The following is an 18,369-nucleotide window of genomic DNA, read 5'->3' as shown; positions in this document are numbered from 1 at the left end:
CCGCCCCGCCCCCTGCGCAATGGACGACAACCCCCCCCCCCCCGGGGCCAACCCCCCCCCCCCCCCCCCCCCCCCGGGCGGGGGGGCGCCCCCCCGGCCGGGGGCCCCCCCCGGGGGGGGGGGGGGGGGCCCCTCGGCCCGTCAGCAGCAGCGGAAGCCCTCGCGGGGGTCCGCCTCGCGGGCGTCCGTACGGGCGCGTTCGAAGGCGCGGCGGGTGAGGACCTCCGCGTCCGGGTCGTGGGAGCGGGCGTGGGCCACGTAGCGGTCGTACGCGGCCTCCCCGGAGAACTCCCGTACGAAGAACCGGGCCCTGGCCAGCGCGCCCCGTACGGTGCTCACGCCACCGGCTCCTTGACGTGTCCGCCGCCCGCGTCCGGGCCCACGGCGGCGAGCTCCGCGCGTTCCTCGGCGGTCGCGATCAGGCCGGCCGGGGCGACGATCTTCGACTTGGTCCACGGGGTCTCGGAGAGGGTCGCCGACCCCGGGTCGCGGACGGCCTTGAGGCAGGTTCGGGCCGCGTCCGCGAGGACCACGATGATCAGGAGGGCGAAGAAGGCGCACAGCACGCCGTCGACCGTGGCGTTGGTGACCACGGTGTGCATGTCGTCCATGTTCTTGGCGGGCGCCAGCACCTTGTCGGCGTCGATTCCGGCCTGGTACTTGTCGCGCTGGGCGAAGAACCCGACCTTGACGTCCTCGGAGAAGATCTTCTGGTAGCTCGCGGTGAGGGTCACCGTGGCGTCCCAGACCAGCGGAACGCCCGTCACCCAGGCCCACTTGAGCCGGCCGGATTTGATCAGCAGCGTGGTGCAGACGGCCAGCGCGACCGCGGCGAGCAGCTGGTTGGCGATGCCGAAGAGCGGGAAGAGCTGGTTGATGCCGCCGAGCGGGTCCTTGATGCCGACCCACAGGAAGTAGCCCCAGCCGCCGACGACGATCGCGCTCGCGAACCACACGCCGGGCTTCCAGCTGACGTCCTTGAAGGACTTGTGCACGTTGCCGAGGGTGTCCTGGAGCATGAACCGACCCACGCGGGTGCCCGCGTCGAGCGTCGTCAGGATGAAGAGCGCCTCGAACATGATGGCGAAGTGGTACCAGAACGCCTTCATGCCGGCGCCGCCGACCACGGCGGAGAAGATCTCCGACATTCCGAGTGCGAAGGTCGGAGCGCCGCCCGTGCGCGAGAGCAGACTGGCTTCCTCGACGTCCTTGGCGGCCTGGGCGAGCGCCTCGGGGGAGATGGCGAAGCCGAAGTTGGTCACCGCCTGGGAGGCGGACTCGACCGTGGTGCCGATGACCCCGCCGGGGGAGTTGACCGCGAAGAAGAGGCCGGGCTCGATGATGCAGGCCGCGATGATCGCCATGACGGCGACGAAGGACTCGGTCAGCATGGCGCCGTAGCCGATCATGCGGACCTGGGTCTCCTTCTGGATCATCTTCGGGGTGGTTCCCGAGGAGACCAGGGCGTGGAAGCCGGAGAGGGCGCCACAGGCGATGGTGATGAAGACGAAGGGGAACATCGACCCGGCGAAGACCGGCCCGTCGCCGCTCGCCGCGAAGTCGGTGACCGAGGGCATCTTCAGGGTGGGCATCGCGATGACCACGCCGAGCGCGAGGAGCGCGATCGTGCCGACCTTCATGAAGGTGGAGAGGTAGTCGCGGGGCGCGAGCAGCATCCACACCGGCAGCACCGATGCCAGGAAGCCGTACACCACCATCCAGATGACCAGCGTCTCCTTCTCCAGGGTGAAGGTGCCGGCGAAGGAGGACTCGGCGACCCAGCCGCCCGCGACGATGGCGAGCAGCAGCAGCGCGACGCCGATGACGGAGACCTCGGTGACCCGGCCCGGCCGCAGGACGCGCAGGTAGAAGCCCATGAAGACGGCGATCGGGATGGTCATGCCGATGGAGAAGACGCCCCAGGGCGAGTGCGCCAGGGCGTTGACGATGACCAGGGCCAGCACCGCCAGCAGGATGATCATGATGGCGAACACGGCGACCAGGGCGGCGGCCCCGCCGACGGGGCCGATCTCGTCCCGGGCCATCTGGCCGAGCGAACGCCCGTCGCGGCGGGTGGAGAAGAACAGCGTGACCATGTCCTGGACGGCCCCGGCGAAGATCACGCCGGCGACGATCCAGATGGTGCCCGGCAGATAGCCCATTTGTGCGGCGAGCACCGGGCCGACGAGCGGGCCGGCGCCGGCCACGGCCGCGAAGTGGTGGCCGAAGAGCACCCGGCGGTCGGTGGGGTGGAAGTCGACGCCGTTGTCCAGGCGTTCGGCGGGGGTGGCCCGGGTGGCGTCCACCTTCAGTACGCGGTCCGCGATGAAGCGCGCGTAGAAGCGGTAGGCGATCGCGTACGAGCCCAGCGCGGCGGCGAGCAGCCAGGCGGCGGAGATCTCCTCGCCGCGCGAGAGCGCCAGCACGCCCCAGCCGATGGCACCGACGAGTCCGACGAGCACCCACGCGGCGATGGACTTGGGAGAGGGCGAGCCCGGCGTGTTTCCCGGACTCGCCGAGTCCCGTTCTGTCCCTGTTGCTTCCGGTTCAGGCATGACCTCGTCCCCTCGTCGATCATCTGCGTAAGCGCAGGGAATCTACGGGGGATTGCCCGCTGAGCGTAAGACCCCGTCCGTATTCCGGTATGTGAAGGAACGGGGTACGCGGGGCCCGGCGGGCGGCGAGGTCGGGCGAGGTCAGACGGCGGGGCGCTTGAGCCGGGCGACGAACTTGTAGCGGTCGCCGCGGTACACCGACCGCACCCACTCCACCGGTTCGCCGTCGGCGTCCAGGGAGTGCCGGGAGAGCATCAGCATCGGCAGCCCGACGTCGGTGCCGAGCAGGCCGGCCTCGCGCGGGGTGGCCAGTGAGGTCTCGATGGTCTCCTCGGCCTCGGCCAGGTGCACGTCGTACACCTCGGCGAGCGCGGTGTAGAGGGAGGTGTACTTGGCCAGCGACCGGCGGAGCGCCGGGAAGCGCTTGGCCGAGAGGTGGGTGGTCTCGATGGCCATCGGCTCACCGCTGGCCAGGCGCAGCCGCTCGATGCGCAGCACCCGCCCGCCGGTGGTGATCTTGAGCAGTCCGGCGAGGGTGTCGTCGGCCGTCACGTAGCCGATGTCGAGGAGCTGGGAGGTGGGTTCTAGACCCTGGGCCCGCATGTCCTCCGTGTACGAGGTCAGTTGCAGGGCCTGGGAGACCTTGGGCTTGGCGACGAAGGTGCCTTTGCCCTGGATCCGCTCCAGTCGTCCCTCTACGACCAGTTCCTGGAGGGCCTGCCGGACGGTGGTCCGCGAGGTGTCGAACTCGGCCGCGAGCGTGCGCTCGGGCGGCACCGGCGTGCCGGGCGGCAGCGTCTCGGTCATGTCGAGCAAGTGCCGCTTGAGTCGGTAGTACTTGGGCACACGCGCCGTGCGAGTGGCCGCCCCGCCTTCCGGCTCCGTGGTCGCCCCTTCGGTGGCCATCGCCGCCCGCCTTCCCGACTCCAGTTTCGCTGCCGTCACCGGCTCCTCCGATATGTGCGGTCACATCGTGACACGTAAGGGGGGACAGGCCTTCTCTCTCCCCAGGTGTCGGTCCGATAACGGACCGGGCACCCGCTCATTAGACCCTTGACACCCCTAAAGGTCTAGGCCAAGCTCCAGCTACTGGTCTAAACCAATATGGATCAGATCCCGGCCCCACGGCAGTACTTCGCGTATGTCACCGCGGCGGGCAAGGGAAGTGCAGGCAGGCATCCCTGAGGAGGGTGGCGTGAAGCGCAAGCTCATCGCGGCGGTTGGAGTCGCGGGCATGGTTATCGGCCTCGCGGCTTGTGGCAATGGGGACGACGACAAGGCCAAGGCCGACGCGGGTCCCAAGGAGATCACCGTCTGGGTCATGGACGGCTCCGCGCCGAAGGCCTGGATCGAAGAGGTCAACAAGGAGTTCTCGGCCAAGCACCCCGGTGTGACCGTCAAGGTCGAGGAGCAGAAGTGGACCGGCATCCAGGAGAAGGTCACCACGGCCCTTTCCGAGAACAACCCTCCGGACGTTCTTGAGCTCGGCAACACGCAGACCGCAGGCTACGCGGTCACCGGCGGCCTCGCCGACCTGACGAAGGACAGGGCCCAGCTCGGCGCCGACGCCTGGCAGAAGAGCATGCTCGCCTCGGCCGAGGTCGAGGGCAAGCTCTACTCCGCCCCCTGGTACGCCGCCAACCGCGTCGTCATCTACGACAAGAAGGCCTTCGCGAAGGCCGGCGTCACCCCGCCCACCACCCGCGACGAGTGGGTCGCGGGCCTGGAGAAGCTGAAGGCGGCCGACCCGGCCTCGCAGCCGATCTACCTGCCCGGCCAGAGCTGGTACGTCCTCGCGGGCCTGATCTGGGACGAGGGCGGCGACCTCGCCCTCAAGGACGGCAGCAAGTGGAAGGGTGGACTGGGCACCCCGCAGGCCGCCTCCGCCATGGACTTCTACAAGAAGCTCCAGTCCTTCTCCACCGCCCCCAAGGACAAGGACGAGGCCACCCCGCAGCAGGCCACCGACATCGTTCCCAAGGGCGGCGTCGCCTCCTGGATCGGTCTCGGCTGGGAGGCCAGCGGCGCGGAGAAGGCCCTGAAGGAAGCGGGCAAGGAAGCCGACTTCGGCTACTTCCCGATCCCGGGCAAGACCGCCGACAAGTCCGGCACCGTCTTCATCGGCGGCTCGAACCTCGCCATCGCCGAGCGCTCCAAGAACAAGGAGCTCGCCAAGGAGTGGCTGGCCCTGGCCGCAGGCAAGGACCAGATGACCAAGTACGCCACCGAGACCAAGGGCGCACTGCTCCCCAACCAGGCCGGTGCCAACTTCGCCCCCGCCGCGGGCTCCTTCGCCGAGGCCATGGGCAAGGCCGGCGCCAACGGCAAGATCACCCCGGTCACCGCGGGCTGGGCGAACGTCGAGACCGAGCCGAACCCCATCAAGGAGTTCATGACCAAGGTCCTGAAGGGTGAGGACGCCGCCAAGGCGGGCGCGGACGCGGACGCGGAGATCGCGAAGCGCATCAACAAGTAGTCCCGCCCCGCAGTACCCGCACGACCCAGCCGTGTGAACGCACCGGGGGGTGCGGCAGGTGCCCGGACACCCGCCGCGCCCCCGGTCGCGCATTTGACTCCACAGTCAACCGCGAGGAAGCCAAGCCATGACCGTGCACTCCCAGGGAGCGGTGACCAGCGCTCCACAGGACGCACCACCGAAGTCCGCCGGACTGCCCGAGACGCCGGCCCCAGCAACCGGCGCCAGCCACGCGCCGCCTCGCGGAGGCAGAAAGCCGCTCCCCACCGGGTGGCTGCCCTACCTGTTGGTCGCGCCCGCGGTGCTCGCCCTCGCGACGCTCCTGCTGTACCCGCTGATCAAGAACGTGATCCTGTCCCTCCAGGACATCAACAAGATCGAGTTCATCCAGCGGAAGTACCCCTTCGCGGGACTCGACAACTACACCGAGCTGCTCGGTGACACGAACTTCTGGACCGTCGTCGTCCGCAGCTTCGCCTTCACCCTCGCCAACGTCGCGCTGATCATGGTGCTGGGCAGCCTGATCGGCATCCTGCTGAACAAGCTCGGCAAGAAGATGCGACTGGTCCTCTCGATGGCCCTGGTGATGGCCTGGGCCATGCCCATCGTCGCCTCGGTACAGGTCTTCCGCTGGCTGTTCGACGAGCAGTTCGGCGTCATGAACTGGGTCATGCGCACCGCCGGCTTCTCCGGCTACGAGCAGCACAACTGGATGGAGACCGGCCTCTCCACCATGGTGATCGTCACGATCCTGGTGGTCTGGGGCTCCATCCCGTTCGTCGCCCTCAACATGTACGCCGGCCTCACCACCGTCGGCGCCGAGCTGTACGAAGCCGCCCGCATGGACGGGGCCAACGGCTGGCAGACCTTCTGGAAGATCGTCTTCCCGAACCTGAAGCCCTTCTTCCTCATCACCACCTTCCTCGAGGTGATCTGGGTGTTCAAGGCCTTCACCCAGGTCTACGCGATGAACAAGGGCGGCCCGGACCGCGCCTCCGAGATCCTGCCGGTCTTCGCCTACGTCGAGGGCCAGAGCCAGGCCCACTACGGCCTCGCCGCCGCGATCTCCGTCCTGACGATCTTGATCCTCGTGATCGTCATGTCCTTCTACTTCCGCCTGATCCTGAAGCAGGAGGAGGAGCAGTGAGCACGACCACCGCCCCGAAGCCCGCGGCTTCCGAGAGGCCCGCACAACAGCTCCGCACCCGCCGCCCGGTACGCCCCGCAGCCGTGGCCAAGAACCTCGGCGCACTCCTGTTGGCCCTGGTCTTCGTCTTCCCCGTGTACTGGATGTTCTCCTCGGCCCTCAAGCCGGCCGACCAGATGCTCACGAAGGACCCCGTCTTCGTCTTCACGCCGACGACGGACAACTTCGCCAAGGCCACCGGGGTCGACAACTTCTGGACGTACGTCACCAACAGCGTCCTGGTCACCGTCGGCGCCGTCCTGCTTGCCCTGCTCGTCGCCCTCGCCGCGAGCTTCGCCATCGCCCGGATGAGGTTCAAGGGCCGCAAGGGCCTGGTCCTCACCGTGATGATGGCCCAGATGGCCCCCTGGGAGGTCATGGTCATCGCGATGTACATGATCGCCCGCGACGGCGAGATGCTGAACAGCCTCCCGCTGCTCACCGCGATCTACTTCGTGATGATCCTCCCCTTCACCATCTGGACCCTGCGCGGCTTCATCGCCGCCGTCCCGGTGACCCTGGAGGAGGCCGCCCAGATCGACGGCTGCACCCGCGGTCAGGCCTTCCGCAAGGTGATCTTCCCGCTGCTGGCCCCCGGCCTGATGTCCACCTCGCTCTTCGGCTTCATCACGGCCTGGAACGAGTTCGCCATGGTCCTGATCCTCAACAAGGACAAGAGCGCGCAGACCCTGCCGCTCTGGCTGACCGAGTTCATGACCGCCTTCGGCAACGACTGGGGCGCCACCATGGCCGCTTCCTCGCTCTTCGCGGTCCCGGTCCTGCTGATCTTCATCTTCCTCCAGCGCAAGGCCGTCGGCGGCATGACCGCCGGCGCCGTGAAGGGATGACGCTGCCATGACCGTCCTTGCGCACCACACCGATACGCTCACCCGCGACGCCCTCGCCGTCCTCCAGCCCGGCTTCGAGGGCACCACCGCCCCCGCATGGCTGCTCCGCCGGGTCGGCGAAGGCCTCACCGCCGTCGGCCTGTTCGGCCGCAACATCGCCTCGCCCGAGCAGCTCGCCGCGCTGACCGCGCAGCTGCGCACCGAGCGCGACGACGTCCTGGTCGCCATCGACGAGGAGGGCGGCGACGTCACCCGCCTGGAGGCCCGCGGCGGTTCGTCCTTCCCCGGCAACCTGGCCCTCGGCGCCGTCGACGACACCGGCCTCACCCGGGACGTCGCCCGCGAGCTGGGCCGGCGCCTCGCCGAGTGCGGGGTCAACCTCAACTGGGCCCCCTCCGCCGACGTCAACTCCAACCCGGACAACCCGGTGATCGGCGTACGGTCCTTCGGCGCCGACACCCACCTCGCCGCCCGGCACGCCGCCGCCTACGTCCAGGGCCTCCAGGCCGCCGGAGTGGCCGCGTGCACCAAGCACTTCCCGGGCCACGGCGACACCAACGTCGACTCGCACCACGCCCTGCCGCGCATCGACGTGGACCTGGACACCCTCCAGGCCCGCGAACTCGTCCCCTTCAAGGCGGCGATCGAGGCCGGCACCAAGGCCGTGATGAGCGCGCACATCCTGGTGCCCGCCCTCGACGCGACCCGCCCGGCCACGCTCAGCCCGCAGATCCTGACCGGCCTGCTGCGGGGCGAGCTCGGCTACCAGGGCCTCATCGTCACCGACGGCATGGAGATGAACGCCATCGCCGGAACGTACGGGATCGAACGCGGCTCGGTCCTGGCCATCGCGGCCGGCGCCGACGCCATCTGCGTCGGCGGCGGACTCGCCGACGAAGCCACCGTCCTGCGGCTGCGCGATGCGCTGGTCACGGCCGTCCGCGAGGGGGCACTGCCCGAGGAGCGCCTCGCCGACGCCGCCGCCCGCGTCCGCGCGCTCGCCGCATGGACCCGCGGAGCCCGGCCGGACGCGCAGCCGGAGGGGAGCCGCGCGTCCGGCATAGGGCTGACCGCCGCCCGCCGCGCCGTGCTCGTCACCGGCTCGACCAAGCCGCTCACGGCGCCCTACGTCGCCACGCTCGCGCCCGTCGCGAACATCGCTGTGGGGGACGAGACCCCCTGGGGCGTGGCGGCGGAACTCGCCGAGCTGCTCCCGGGCACCGCGGCGGGCGTCTACCCCGAGGGCTCTTCCGCCGGGGACGTGCTGGTGGCGGCGGGGGACCGCACCGTCGTCGCGGTGGTCCGTGACGCGCACCGACACCCCTGGATGACCGAGGCCCTCGACGCGCTGGTCGCGGCCCGCCCGGACACGGTCGTCGTCGAGATGGGCCTGCCGCGGACGGAGCCCCGCGGAGCCCTCTACATCGCGACGCACGGCGCGTCCCGCGTCTGCGGCCGGGCTGCGGCGGAAGTCATCGCGGGGGCGTAGCGGCCCCTGCGGACCGGGTCCGGGCAGCGCCCGGAGGCGTCGTGCAGCGCCCCGCACCCGCACACGCCGAAGGGCCTGGCCCCCAGGGGAGTCCAGGCCCTTCGTGTCGCGCCGGTGCGGCTACAGGCCCTGCCAGGCGGGCTTGTTGGCGTAGGTGTGGCGGAAGTAGTCGGCCAGCTTCAGCTTCGAGGCCGCGGCCTCGTCCACGATCACGGTGGCGTGCCGGTGCAGCTGCAGCGCGGAGGCCGGGACCAGCGCGGACAGCGGGCCCTCGACGGTCTGCACGACGGCCTCGGCCTTGCCCTCGCCGGTGGCCAGGAGCACCAGGTGGCGGGCGTCGAGGATGGTGCCGATGCCCTGGGTGATGACGTGGTGCGGCACCTGCTCCAGGTCGTTGTCGAAGAAGCGCGCGTTGTCCACACGGGTCTGCTGCGTCAGCGTCTTGATGCGGGTGCGGGAGGCGAGCGAGGAGCAGGGCTCGTTGAAGCCGATGTGGCCGTCCGTGCCGATGCCGAGCAGTTGGAGGTCGACGCCGCCGGCCTCGGCCAGGGCGCGGTCGTAGGCCTCGCACGCGCCGACGATGTCCTCGGCCGAACCGTCGGGGCCCATGAACGAGGCCTCGGACAGGCCCAGGGGCTCCACGACCTCGCGGAGCACGACCGCGCGGTAGGACTCGGGGTGCCCGGCCGGCAGGCCGACGTACTCGTCGAGCTGGCAGATCCGGGCCCTCGAGGCGTCGACCCGGCCGGCCTTGACCTTGGCGGCGAGGGCCTCGTAGACGGGCAGCGGGGTAGAGCCGGTCGCCACGCCGAGCAGGGCGTCGGGCTTGCGCCGCACCAGGGCGGCCATGGCCTCCGCGATGAGCTCGCCGCCTGCCTTGGCGTCCGGGACGATGACAACTTCCACGCGGGGCCTGCCGATCTGGAGTGGGTCGGGTGGTATAGACCAATCTAGCAGAGGGAGCCGGGTGCGGCGGGGGTCTCGCCGCTTTCCATGGTGATCCCGATCCCGCCGCCCGGCCTCCCGGGAGGTCACTCGGGAGGCCGATGCGGTGCACGGTGCCGCAGCCCGTCTGACCTGCGATTAGTTGCCCTGTCTACAACTCATTTGTCGCATAAGGTGGCTTTGGTAGGTAAGTCGTGCTATGTGCGATTGGAGTGGTAGTCATGGCCAGGAATCCGACCTACGCCTTCGAGAGTTACAAAGCCGTGGCGAGCGCCACGCGCGCCGCCGATCTCGCGGAGACCACCTCGCCGTTCCAGATCGAGGTCCGCTTCATCGGAGGGCTGTCCAACAATCAGAAGGACGTCTTCGCCGAGGCGGCCGAGCGCTGGGCACGGGTCATCGTCGGCGACCTGGAGACCGCGGTCATCCACGACTTCAGCGGCGACGTGATCGTCGACGACATCCTGATCGACGCCGAAGGAGTGTTCCTCGACGGCGTCTTCGGCGTCCTCGGAGAGGCCGGGCCGCGCGTCTTCCGGCCGCAGACGGCGCTCGCCGGGGCGGGACTCCCGGCGAAGGCCGTCATGCGGTTCGACAAGGCCGACCTCGGCCAGATGGAAGACGACGGCTCGCTGCTCGACGTCATCACCCACGAGATGGGCCACTGCCTGGGGATCGGCGCGTTCGTCTGGAGCGCCTTCGGTCTTCTGAAGGACTGGCCCCCCACCCCCGGCATTCCCAGCAACCCCACCTTCGTCGGCCCCGGCGCCATGGCGGAGTTCGGCATTCTCCGCGGTGAGGGGCAGCCCCTCTCGGTCCCGGTCGCGAACGTCGGCGGACCGGGCAGCGCGGGAAGCCACTGGCGCGAGACGGTCTTCGGCAATGAGCTGATGTCGCCGACCATCGCCGAAGCCGGCAACCCGCTGAGCCGGCTGACGGCGGCGAGCCTCGGGGACATCGGCTACGAGGTCGACCTCGACGGCGCGGAGCCCTACGAACTGCCCGACCTCATGGCGGTCGCGGCGGCCGGCGAAGGGCCGTCCGAGGCCCCGCGGGGCATCGTGCTCCCCACCGTCCCCAGCTCCATCCCCTCCGAACGGCCGTAGCGCCGTCAGGGCGTGTCCGCGAAGTCCCGCCCCACGGCACCGGACGCCGCGAACCGGCGAACCCTTCCGGTCACGGCACTAGATCAGCGCCAGCTGGAGGCCGCCCGTCGCGTCCAGGTGCTGGCCCGTCACCCAGCGGGAGTCCGGCGAGGCCAGGAAGGCCACCACGTCGGCGACCTCCTCGGCCGTGCCCACCCGATGGAAGACCGAGCGGGCGGCCAGGTGGGACCGGGTCGCCCCGTCGGCGAGGAGGTCCGCATTGAGGTCGGTCTCGGTGATGCCGGGGCCGACCGAGTTCACGGTGATGCCGCGCGGAGCCAGTTCGGCGGCCAGCGACCGGGTCAGTGCGTTCGTGGCGCCCTTGGCCGTGACCGTGGCCAGGATGGCCGGCAGGGCGATGTCCGGGGTGCCGGTCACGTTCACGATCCGGCCCCCGTCGCGCAGTCGCTCCAGCCCGTACTTGATCACGAAGAACGGTGCCTTGGCGTTGAGGGCGTGCGCCCGGTCGTACGTCTCCTCGTCCGTGTCCGCGATCCCCGCGAAGGCCGCCGCCCCGGCGTTGTTGACCAAGACGTCCACGCCCTCGGTGTGGTCGGGATGGGCCGCGTACGCGGCCCAGAGGGCCCGGGCGTCGCCGGGGACGCCGAGCTCCGCCCCGATGGCGAAGGCCCGCCCGCCGGCCGCCCCGATCGCCGCGACGGTCTCCTTCGCCGCTGCGCCGTTGCGCCCGTAGTGCACCGCGACGAGCGCCCCGTCCCGCGCCAACCGCTCCGCCACGGCCCGCCCGATGCCCCGACTGCCGCCGGTGACCAGTGCCGTCTTTCCCTTGAGCACGCCCATGACGCGCCCCCCTCCGGTAATCGCTAGTGGTCGCTACAGAAATGAACGTACCAGATTTCCTAGCGCCCGCTATAGAATGCGGGCATGGTGACCGGACAGCGCGGCAGGCCCCGTTCCTTCGACCGCGACGCCGCCCTCGACAAGGCGATGCTCGCCTTCTGGGAGCGCGGCTACGAGGCGACCTCCATCTCCGACCTGACCGCCTCGCTCGGCATCAGCGCGCCCAGCCTCTACGCGGCCTTCGGCGACAAGCGCAAGCTCTTCGACGAGGTCGTGGTGGTGTACGGCGGCCGGTACGCGGACTTCGCGGGCGTGGCGCTCGCCGAGGAACCCACCGCCCGGGCGGCCGTCGCCCGCATCCTGCGCGAGGCCGCCGACATCTACACCGACCCGGCCCACCCGCCGGGCTGCATGGTGATCAGTGCCGCGATCAACACCACCTCGGACGAGGTGGCGCAGGCGCTCCGCGAGCGCCGCAACGCCAACCTGGTGATGTTCGAGAGCCGGATCCGGGCCGACGTGGCGACGGGGGTGTTGCCCGCGGACACAGACGCGCGGGCGCTGGCCCGGTACGCCGGAGCGGTGCTCCAGGGGATGTCCCAGCAGTCGCGCGACGGGGCGACCCGGGAAGAACTGGAGGCGGTGGCCGAGCGGGCCCTGCTGGCCTGGCCCGCGGCCTGACCGGCCGGAGCGCGCTCTTCGCGCGGTAGTTCCTCTGGGCCACGGTGCAGGACGGGACCCTCGACCCGCCCGGCACCGTAGCCCGGAGTACTTACGGCCGACAGGTGTGCGGTTCCCGACGGCCGGTGGAGGTGCCTGCGCGGTCAGGGCAGAGCGCGCCGCTTACCTCGATCCGTCCTCCTGTGCGGGGAGGGCGGAGGTTCTGAAATCAATTGTGGACTAGACCATTCTGTTCTGTCCATCCAATGACAGGGCCTGGAAACCCGTCACTTCCTCCAACAGTACGCGGCTCGCGCCCCCCTTGGATACTCCTGAGTACCGTCGTGGGGAAAGTCATGGCGCATACCCGGGGTACGCTCGCAACGTGCCCTCCATGAACGACCTCGTACGCCAGCACACCGCTCTCGGTGAAACCGACCTGGAGTGGCTCCACCTGCTGGTTTCGGAGTGGCAGCTGCTCTCCGACCTGTCCTTCGCCGACCTCGTCCTGTGGGTTCCCACCCTCGACGGCACGCGGTACGTCTCGGTCGCCCAGATGCGCCCGAACACCGGCCCCACCTCGTACCAGGACGACATGGTCGGCCACCTGGTGCCGCGCGGCCGCCGCCCGCTGCTGGACGCCGCGCTCGACGAGGGCCGGATCGTGCGCGAGGGCGACCCCGAGTGGCGCGAGGAGGTACCGGTCCGCGTTGAGTCGATCCCCGTCCGCCGCGAGGGGCGGGTACTGGGAGTGATCGCGCGCAACACCAATCTGCTCACTGTGCGTACACCGAGCCGGCTGGAGCTGACCTACCTCCAGTCCGCCTCCGACCTCGCACAGATGATCGCGGCGGGCTCCTTCCCGTTCCCCGGCCAGCAGGTCGACATGGACGCCTCCCCGCGGGTCGGGGACGGCCTGATCCGCCTCGACGCCGACGGCGTGGTCACCTACGCCTCGCCGAACGCGCTCTCCGCCTACCACCGGCTCGGCCTCGCCTCCGACCTCGTGGGTCAGCACCTGGGCAACATCACGGCCGAACTCGCCCCCTCCCGCGGACCGGTGGACGAAGCCCTGGTCAAGCTCGCCAGCGGCTGGGCCCCCCGGGAGACCGAGGTCGACGGCAACGGCGGGGTCATCCAGCTCCGCGCCATCCCGCTCAAGCCGAAGGGCACTCGGATCGGCTCCCTGGTGCTGTGCCGCGACGTCACCGAACTGCGTCGTCGCGAACGCGAATTGATCACCAAGGACGCGACCATCCGGGAGATCCACCACCGGGTGAAGAACAACCTCCAGACCGTGGCCGCACTGTTGCGGCTCCAGTCCCGCCGGATGGATTCGCCGCAGGGCCGCGAGGCGCTGAACGAGGCCGTGCGCCGTGTCGGATCGATCGCGATCGTGCACGAGACGCTGTCTCAGAACCTCGACGAGCGGGTCGAGTTCGACGAGATCGCCGACCGCGTCATCGCGATGGTCTCGGAGATCTCCCCGGGGAAGGTCGCCTGCCGGCGCGTCGGCAGGTTCGGGATCCTGGACGCGGAGGTTGCCACTCCGCTGTCGATGGTGCTGACGGAGATCTTGCAGAACGCCCTGGAGCACGCCTTCACCCAGGGGGAGGGCGGCACCGTGGAGGTGGCCGCGATCCGCAGCGGAACCGGTCGCACCGACGGCCGGCTGCTGATCACCGTGCTCGACGACGGCAGCGGTCTGCCCGAGGGGTTCGACCCCCAGCGCGCCGGCAACCTCGGGCTGCAGATCGTACGGACCCTCGTGGAGGGGGAGCTCGGCGGCACGTTCGACATGCTCCCGGCCGAGCCGCGCGGCACCAAGGTCGTCCTCGACATCCCGTCCAGCCCGCAGAAGTAGCAGCCGTGCCGTGACTCAGCGTTACGGTCCGGCTTTCCCGAACAGCACTGAGCCCCGGACCGAATCATTCGGTCCGGGGCTCAAGAGCACGGTGCTGAGCGCTTGTTCGGTTACTACGCGCTGCGCGTCGAGGCTCGAAAGTCGTTGTCAGGCGCTGGCGTTGCGCGCCCGGTTGCGAGCGGCGCGGCGCTTCATGGCGCGGCGCTCGTCCTCGCTGAGACCGCCCCAGACACCGGAGTCCTGACCGGACTCGAGCGCCCACTGCAGGCACTGCTCCATGACGGGGCAACGGCGGCAGACGGCCTTGGCTTCCTCGATCTGCAGCAGCGCAGGACCGGTGTTGCCGATGGGGAAGAAGAGTTCCGGGTCTTCCTCACGACAAACGGCGTTGTGACGCCAGTCCATGGCTGCTCCATCTCCTTGTATTGCGGGCAAGTTGCTTGTGAATGTGAACGCTTTCACGAATCCCCCCGCGAGGGAAGGGCGACCGCCCGGTTTCACGCGGGTGATCAGTTAGAGATTCGTGGAGGGGTTCTGGCGGTCTGTGTGGGTGCCGGGTGTTGCGGGCTGTCCCGATCGCCATGAAGAGATTCGCAAACCTCGGACGGGGATACAACCCCTTCCGGAAAGTTTTTTTTGATTCGTCGGTGTCTACTAGGTCACAGCCCTACATCGTGAGGGTGGACTGGCGCGTAAACGTTCGAGTGAAAGGCCTCCGGGCCCTTCTACTCACACAATCACACGCAGTGCCCGGCGTACGCCTGTGAACCGAACGCTGGTCCGCAGTCCGAGGTGATCACCGTCCATCTGGAAGGGAAGCGGAACCTTCGAATGCAAGGTGAAGTCGGTCAGATCGTGCAGAGACACCGCGTGCTTGCCGTGTGGACCCCGCTCAGGAGTGGAGGTCAGGAGCTGTGTCGCGTACCGCGCGACTGCTGGAGTTGACAAACGGTTCAGTGCCAATACGTCAAGCGCAGTATCGAACGAGGCTTCGGGCGAGGCGTAAAGCGGACGATTCCCCAGATACGTCCACGGTGACGTATTGCACACTATCGACAGCACCAGATCGGTCACCGGGTCCGCGCCGGGGCGCTCCAAGGTGACCGTGCCGTGACGCCGGTTCGGTTCCTCCCAGAACTGGCGCATCAGCTGTCGCACGTACAGGGCGTGCGTCGAACGCTTGCCGCGCTCGCGCTGCTGCTCCACCCGGCCCACCACACCCGCGTCGAAGCCGAAGCCCGCGCAGAAGGTGAACCAGCGGGCCGGGACCGACTCGTCCTCCGTGCCCGGGGTGCCGGCCGCCAGGCCCAGGCCCACCGTCCGCTCGCGTTGCTCCCGCAGCGCATCCAGCAGGGCGCCGGTCGCCTCGACCGCGTCGTTGGGCAGTCCCAGGGCGCGCGCGAACACGTTGGTGGAGCCGCCGGGAACCACCGCCAGCCGCGGCAGCCGCTCCGGATCGGGGCCGTTGTGCAGGAGCCCGTTGACCACCTCGTTGACCGTGCCGTCGCCACCGAGGGCGACGACGAGGTCGAGCCCCTCGTGCGCGGCCTTGCGCCCCAGGTCCCTGGCATGGCCGCGGTACTCGGTGGTGACCGCCTCCAGCTTCATCTCGCTGGCCAGGGCATGGGTCAGGACGTCGCGCGTGCGCGCACTGGTGGTCGTCGCTGCTGGGTTGGCCACGAGAAGTGCACGCATGAGCGCCAGACTACCCACCCCTTCGGACGCCGACCCTACTGCCCGTCCCCTCCGGGGTCCGGGACGCGCCGCTACTCTGCTGGAGTGAGTAAGAAGCAGCCCGCGAACGCCCCCGCCTCCGCCGCCGTCCCGACCGCCGAGCTGCCCGGCCGGCTGACCGCGGCCGCCGCGCTCACCGCCCTGGAGGGCCTGGCGCTGGCCGGCCTCGGGCTCTACATGCTGTTCGTGGGGATCGCCGGTGACCCTGATTCCCCGCAGCAGGCCGAGACGGGCGGGATCACCCTGCTCGCGCTCGCCGCGCTGCCGCTGGTCGCGGCCCGCGGGCTGCGCCTGGGCCGCCGCTGGAGCCGCGGCCCGGCCCTGATCACCCAGCTGATGGCGCTGCCGGTGGCCTGGACCCTCTACAGCACCGGCGGCGCGATGATCGCCGCCGCCGTGGCGCTGGCCGTGGCCGCGGTGGCCGTCGTCGCGCTCCTGGTGAATCCGACGGCGACCGAGGCCCTGGGCATCGGGCCGGGGGATCAGGCCCGATAACCGATCGTCCGGCTCCTCCCCGCCCGTCGGTTCCCCGTCCGTCTACTCCCCCTCGTCTCCTCCTCGACTATTCCTCGACGAGGAGCTTCTCGCGGAGCTGGGCCAGGGTGCGGGCCAGCAGCCGGGAGACGTGCATCTGGGAGATGCCGACCTCCTGGGCGATCTGCGACTGGGTCATGTTGCCGAAGAAGCGAAGCAGCAGGATCCGCTTCTCCCGCGGCGGCAGGCCCTCCAGCAACGGCTTGAGGGACTCGCGGTACTCGACGCCCTCCAGGGCCTCGTCCTCCGCACCCAGGGTGTCCGCGACCGCCGGCGACTCGTCGTCGGTGTCCGGGACGTCGAGGGAGAGCGTGCTGTAGGCATTGGCCGATTCCAGCCCCTCCAGCACCTCCTCCTCGGAGATCCCCAGCCGCTCGGCCAGTTCGTGCACCGTCGGGGAGCGGCCGTGCTGCTGGGACAGTTCGGCCGTGGCCGTTGTCAGCGAGAGCCGCAGCTCCTGCAGACGGCGCGGCACCCGCACCGCCCACCCCTTGTCACGGAAGTGGCGTTTGATCTCGCCGACCACCGTGGGCGTGGCGTACGTGGAGAACTCGACCCCGCGGTCCGGGTCGAACCGGTCCACGGATTTGATGAGGCCGATCGTCGCGACCTGGGTCAGGTCGTCGAGCGGCTCACCGCGGTTGCGGAAGCGCCGCGCCAGGTGTTCCACCAGCGGCAGGTGCATCCGTACCAGCCGGTTGCGCAGCTCGGCCTTCTCCACCGACCCGTCGGGCAGCGCCCGCAGCTCGATGAACAGGGCCCGCGCGCCGCTGCGGTCGCGCGGATCCGGCAGCGCCGGAGTCACCGGGAACACCGGCACCGGCGGTACCGGGGGCACCACCGGGGGCGGGGCCTCGGCCCCGGCTCCCGTCCCGGCCGGCCGGTCTGGTTGTGGTTGTTCCTGCTGGTTCTCGCTCATAGGGCCCGCCCGTCGCTCCGCCGAGTCCAAAAAGCCGTCTTCCGCATCCGCATCAGCCGGGTGCGGCCGGGCGTGCTGCTGCTCCGGGATGCCGCCGTCGACCTCGTGCCGTACCCGGGGCCGATCCCCGCCCCGCACCGGGATCTCCCCGCCGCTCACGCCGGGCCTGGTCCCGCGCCGCGCTGTTTGTAGAGGCTGATGCTCACCGTCCGGTTCTCCTCGACCGTGGCCTCGACCTTGCCGGCCAGCGCCGACAGGACCGTCCACGCGAACGTGTCGCGCTCCGGTGCGCGCCCGTCGGTGGTCGGCGCCGAGACGGTCACTTCCAGCGAATCGTCGATCAGCCGGAACACGCAACTGAGGACGGAGCCCGGCACGGCCTGCTGGAGCAGGATCGCGCAGGCCTCGTCCACCGCGATGCGGAGGTCCTCGATCTCGTCGAGGGTGAAGTCCAAACGTGCCGCGAGACCGGCCGTGGCCGTCCGCAGCACCGACAGGTAGGCACCCGCAGCGGGCAGCCGGACTTCCACGAAGTCCTGAGTCCCGGGCTCGCCTGCGATCTGGGACACCCTCACCTCCAAGGTGGTACGAGCTCTGTTCGCCGGTGACGCTATCGCGATCCGGGCGATCGTGTCGCGGCACCCCTCTAGGCACCCGCGTACCCTGCCTGCGAGCCAGTGACTGATGGTAAGCCCATGGGTACGCACAGTGGCTAGGGGTCTGCGGGGCCCAAATCAGGGGAACCGGCGGAGGGTTGAACTACCCCGCTTCAGACGATCGAACCGTCGACGAAACACCAGCGCCAGGTCTCACCCGGTTCGAAGCTCCGCATCACCGGGTGGCCGGTCTCCTGGTGGTGTGCGGTGGCGTGCCGGTGGGGCGAGGAATCACAGCAGGCCACGTACCCGCACGACAGGCACATCCGCAGTTGCACGGGGTGGCTGTCGAGGGCCAGGCATTCGGGGCAGGTGTGGTGGGAGGGCACCGGTTCGGGGCGCGGCAGTTCGGCAACGTGGGTGCACTCGCTCATCGCATTCTCCTTGTACCGGAACCCCGGCCTTCAGTCTCGGGGCGAACCGCGCGCACGGGACGGAGCTGCGATGCAGCGGAGTGTCGATGCGTCACGCTTTGACCGGAGCTTGATCTCGTACAGAATACGTTCCCGCCGTGCGAGTCATGGGGATCTCCTCGGCCAAGCCCGCGCGTTCGGGGC

Annotated in this window: 18 protein-coding genes; 8 read left to right on the top strand and 10 right to left on the bottom strand. The window is 69.9% G+C overall.

Going from position 1 to position 18,369, the window contains the following annotated elements; translation table 11 throughout:
• Positions 1-141: 141 nt before the first annotated feature.
• The 3 genes from ACIQK6_RS39035 to ACIQK6_RS39025 form a co-directional block, all read right to left on the bottom strand.
• On the bottom strand, positions 142-339 hold the full coding sequence (locus ACIQK6_RS39035) for a YbdD/YjiX family protein (RefSeq protein ID WP_329099120.1): 198 nt from the start codon (positions 337-339) through the stop codon (positions 142-144).
• Positions 336-2,555 carry a carbon starvation CstA family protein gene (locus ACIQK6_RS39030; protein ID WP_402697198.1) on the bottom strand — a complete coding sequence of 740 codons (2,220 nt, stop codon included), beginning with the start codon at positions 2,553-2,555 and terminating at the stop codon, positions 336-338. The genes ACIQK6_RS39035 and ACIQK6_RS39030 overlap by 4 nt, the downstream gene beginning before the upstream one ends.
• 141 nt (positions 2,556-2,696) lie before the next feature.
• Positions 2,697-3,461 carry a GntR family transcriptional regulator gene (locus ACIQK6_RS39025; RefSeq protein WP_030016685.1) on the bottom strand — a complete coding sequence of 255 codons (765 nt, stop codon included), beginning with the start codon at positions 3,459-3,461 and terminating at the stop codon, positions 2,697-2,699.
• A 289-nt stretch (positions 3,462-3,750) separates the two neighbouring features.
• Here ACIQK6_RS39025 and ACIQK6_RS39020 point away from each other — a divergent pair, with 289 nt between their 5' ends.
• From ACIQK6_RS39020 to ACIQK6_RS39005, 4 genes are all read left to right on the top strand, one after another.
• Positions 3,751-5,031: an extracellular solute-binding protein gene (locus ACIQK6_RS39020; protein ID WP_329099118.1), complete on the top strand. Its 1,281-nt coding sequence runs from the start codon at positions 3,751-3,753 to the stop codon at positions 5,029-5,031.
• A 127-nt stretch (positions 5,032-5,158) separates the two neighbouring features.
• Positions 5,159-6,178 carry a sugar ABC transporter permease gene (locus ACIQK6_RS39015; RefSeq protein WP_329099117.1) on the top strand — a complete coding sequence of 340 codons (1,020 nt, stop codon included), beginning with the start codon at positions 5,159-5,161 and terminating at the stop codon, positions 6,176-6,178.
• Positions 6,175-7,065: a carbohydrate ABC transporter permease gene (locus ACIQK6_RS39010; RefSeq protein ID WP_402697195.1), complete on the top strand. Its 891-nt coding sequence runs from the start codon at positions 6,175-6,177 to the stop codon at positions 7,063-7,065. Before ACIQK6_RS39015 ends, ACIQK6_RS39010 begins: the two co-directional genes overlap by 4 nt.
• A 7-nt stretch (positions 7,066-7,072) precedes the next feature.
• On the top strand, positions 7,073-8,554 hold the full coding sequence (locus ACIQK6_RS39005) for a glycoside hydrolase family 3 protein (protein WP_329099116.1): 1,482 nt from the start codon (positions 7,073-7,075) through the stop codon (positions 8,552-8,554).
• A gap of 120 nt (positions 8,555-8,674) precedes the next feature.
• Here ACIQK6_RS39005 and nagB read toward each other — a convergent pair whose 3' ends face one another.
• Positions 8,675-9,460 carry a glucosamine-6-phosphate deaminase gene (gene nagB, locus ACIQK6_RS39000; protein ID WP_329099115.1) on the bottom strand — a complete coding sequence of 262 codons (786 nt, stop codon included), beginning with the start codon at positions 9,458-9,460 and terminating at the stop codon, positions 8,675-8,677.
• Positions 9,461-9,720: 260 nt separating this feature from the next.
• Here nagB and ACIQK6_RS38995 point away from each other — a divergent pair, with 260 nt between their 5' ends.
• Entirely contained in the window at positions 9,721-10,605 is an 885-nt protein-coding gene (locus ACIQK6_RS38995) for a leishmanolysin-related zinc metalloendopeptidase (RefSeq protein ID WP_329099114.1), read from the top strand.
• 78 nt (positions 10,606-10,683) lie between these two features.
• Here ACIQK6_RS38995 and ACIQK6_RS38990 read toward each other — a convergent pair whose 3' ends face one another.
• Positions 10,684-11,445, bottom strand: coding sequence for an SDR family oxidoreductase (locus ACIQK6_RS38990; RefSeq protein ID WP_329099113.1), 762 nt, complete (start codon positions 11,443-11,445; stop codon positions 10,684-10,686).
• A gap of 84 nt (positions 11,446-11,529) precedes the next feature.
• On the opposite strand from ACIQK6_RS38990, the gene ACIQK6_RS38985 reads away from it, so the two are divergent.
• On the top strand, positions 11,530-12,126 hold the full coding sequence (locus ACIQK6_RS38985) for a TetR/AcrR family transcriptional regulator (protein WP_329099112.1): 597 nt from the start codon (positions 11,530-11,532) through the stop codon (positions 12,124-12,126).
• 373 nt (positions 12,127-12,499) lie between these two features.
• Entirely contained in the window at positions 12,500-13,969 is a 1,470-nt protein-coding gene (locus tag ACIQK6_RS38980) for a PAS domain-containing sensor histidine kinase (RefSeq protein ID WP_329107651.1), read from the top strand.
• A 147-nt stretch (positions 13,970-14,116) separates the two neighbouring features.
• On the opposite strand, the gene ACIQK6_RS38975 is transcribed toward ACIQK6_RS38980, so the two are convergent.
• Complete coding sequence (locus ACIQK6_RS38975) at positions 14,117-14,374, bottom strand: WhiB family transcriptional regulator (protein WP_003953983.1); 258 nt, start codon at positions 14,372-14,374, stop codon at positions 14,117-14,119.
• 324 nt (positions 14,375-14,698) lie between these two features.
• Positions 14,699-15,664, bottom strand: a complete 966-nt coding sequence (locus tag ACIQK6_RS38970; RefSeq protein ID WP_030385973.1) for a diacylglycerol kinase family protein — start codon at positions 15,662-15,664, stop codon at positions 14,699-14,701.
• 84 nt (positions 15,665-15,748) lie between these two features.
• Here ACIQK6_RS38970 and ACIQK6_RS38965 point away from each other — a divergent pair, with 84 nt between their 5' ends.
• On the top strand, positions 15,749-16,198 hold the full coding sequence (locus ACIQK6_RS38965; RefSeq protein ID WP_329099111.1) for a hypothetical protein: 450 nt from the start codon (positions 15,749-15,751) through the stop codon (positions 16,196-16,198).
• Positions 16,199-16,265: 67 nt separating this feature from the next.
• Here ACIQK6_RS38965 and ACIQK6_RS38960 read toward each other — a convergent pair whose 3' ends face one another.
• The 3 genes from ACIQK6_RS38960 to ACIQK6_RS38950 all read right to left on the bottom strand — a co-directional run bounded on the left by ACIQK6_RS38960 (position 16,266) and on the right by ACIQK6_RS38950 (position 18,186).
• Positions 16,266-17,315 carry an RNA polymerase sigma factor SigF gene (locus tag ACIQK6_RS38960; protein ID WP_329099110.1) on the bottom strand — a complete coding sequence of 350 codons (1,050 nt, stop codon included), beginning with the start codon at positions 17,313-17,315 and terminating at the stop codon, positions 16,266-16,268.
• Positions 17,312-17,725 carry an anti-sigma regulatory factor gene (locus tag ACIQK6_RS38955; RefSeq protein WP_030012703.1) on the bottom strand — a complete coding sequence of 138 codons (414 nt, stop codon included), beginning with the start codon at positions 17,723-17,725 and terminating at the stop codon, positions 17,312-17,314. The genes ACIQK6_RS38960 and ACIQK6_RS38955 overlap by 4 nt, the downstream gene beginning before the upstream one ends.
• A gap of 200 nt (positions 17,726-17,925) precedes the next feature.
• The gene (locus tag ACIQK6_RS38950; RefSeq protein ID WP_329099109.1) at positions 17,926-18,186 is read right to left on the bottom strand and encodes a UBP-type zinc finger domain-containing protein; all 261 of its coding nucleotides are present in this window, start codon (positions 18,184-18,186) and stop codon (positions 17,926-17,928) included.
• Between the last annotated feature and the right edge of the window lie 183 nt (positions 18,187-18,369).

It is taken from the genome of Streptomyces sp. NPDC091682 (assembly GCF_044756625.1).
GTDB lineage: Bacteria > Actinomycetota > Actinomycetes > Streptomycetales > Streptomycetaceae > Streptomyces.
This window is presented reverse-complemented; position numbering and strand designations above follow the sequence as displayed.

Coding starts and splice junctions, on each gene's coding strand:
- ACIQK6_RS39030 (WP_402697198.1), bottom strand. CDS start 2,555: ATGCCTGAACCGGAAGCAACAGGGACAGAACGGGACTCGGCGAGTCCG.
- ACIQK6_RS39025 (WP_030016685.1), bottom strand. CDS start 3,461: ATGGCCACCGAAGGGGCGACCACGGAGCCGGAAGGCGGGGCGGCCACT.
- ACIQK6_RS39015 (WP_329099117.1), top strand. CDS start 5,159: ATGACCGTGCACTCCCAGGGAGCGGTGACCAGCGCTCCACAGGACGCA.
- ACIQK6_RS39005 (WP_329099116.1), top strand. CDS start 7,073: ATGACCGTCCTTGCGCACCACACCGATACGCTCACCCGCGACGCCCTC.
- ACIQK6_RS38995 (WP_329099114.1), top strand. CDS start 9,721: ATGGCCAGGAATCCGACCTACGCCTTCGAGAGTTACAAAGCCGTGGCG.
- ACIQK6_RS38990 (WP_329099113.1), bottom strand. CDS start 11,445: ATGGGCGTGCTCAAGGGAAAGACGGCACTGGTCACCGGCGGCAGTCGG.
- ACIQK6_RS38985 (WP_329099112.1), top strand. CDS start 11,530: ATGGTGACCGGACAGCGCGGCAGGCCCCGTTCCTTCGACCGCGACGCC.
- ACIQK6_RS38980 (WP_329107651.1), top strand. CDS start 12,500: ATGAACGACCTCGTACGCCAGCACACCGCTCTCGGTGAAACCGACCTG.
- ACIQK6_RS38975 (WP_003953983.1), bottom strand. CDS start 14,374: ATGGACTGGCGTCACAACGCCGTTTGTCGTGAGGAAGACCCGGAACTC.
- ACIQK6_RS38970 (WP_030385973.1), bottom strand. CDS start 15,664: ATGCGTGCACTTCTCGTGGCCAACCCAGCAGCGACGACCACCAGTGCG.
- ACIQK6_RS38950 (WP_329099109.1), bottom strand. CDS start 18,186: ATGAGCGAGTGCACCCACGTTGCCGAACTGCCGCGCCCCGAACCGGTG.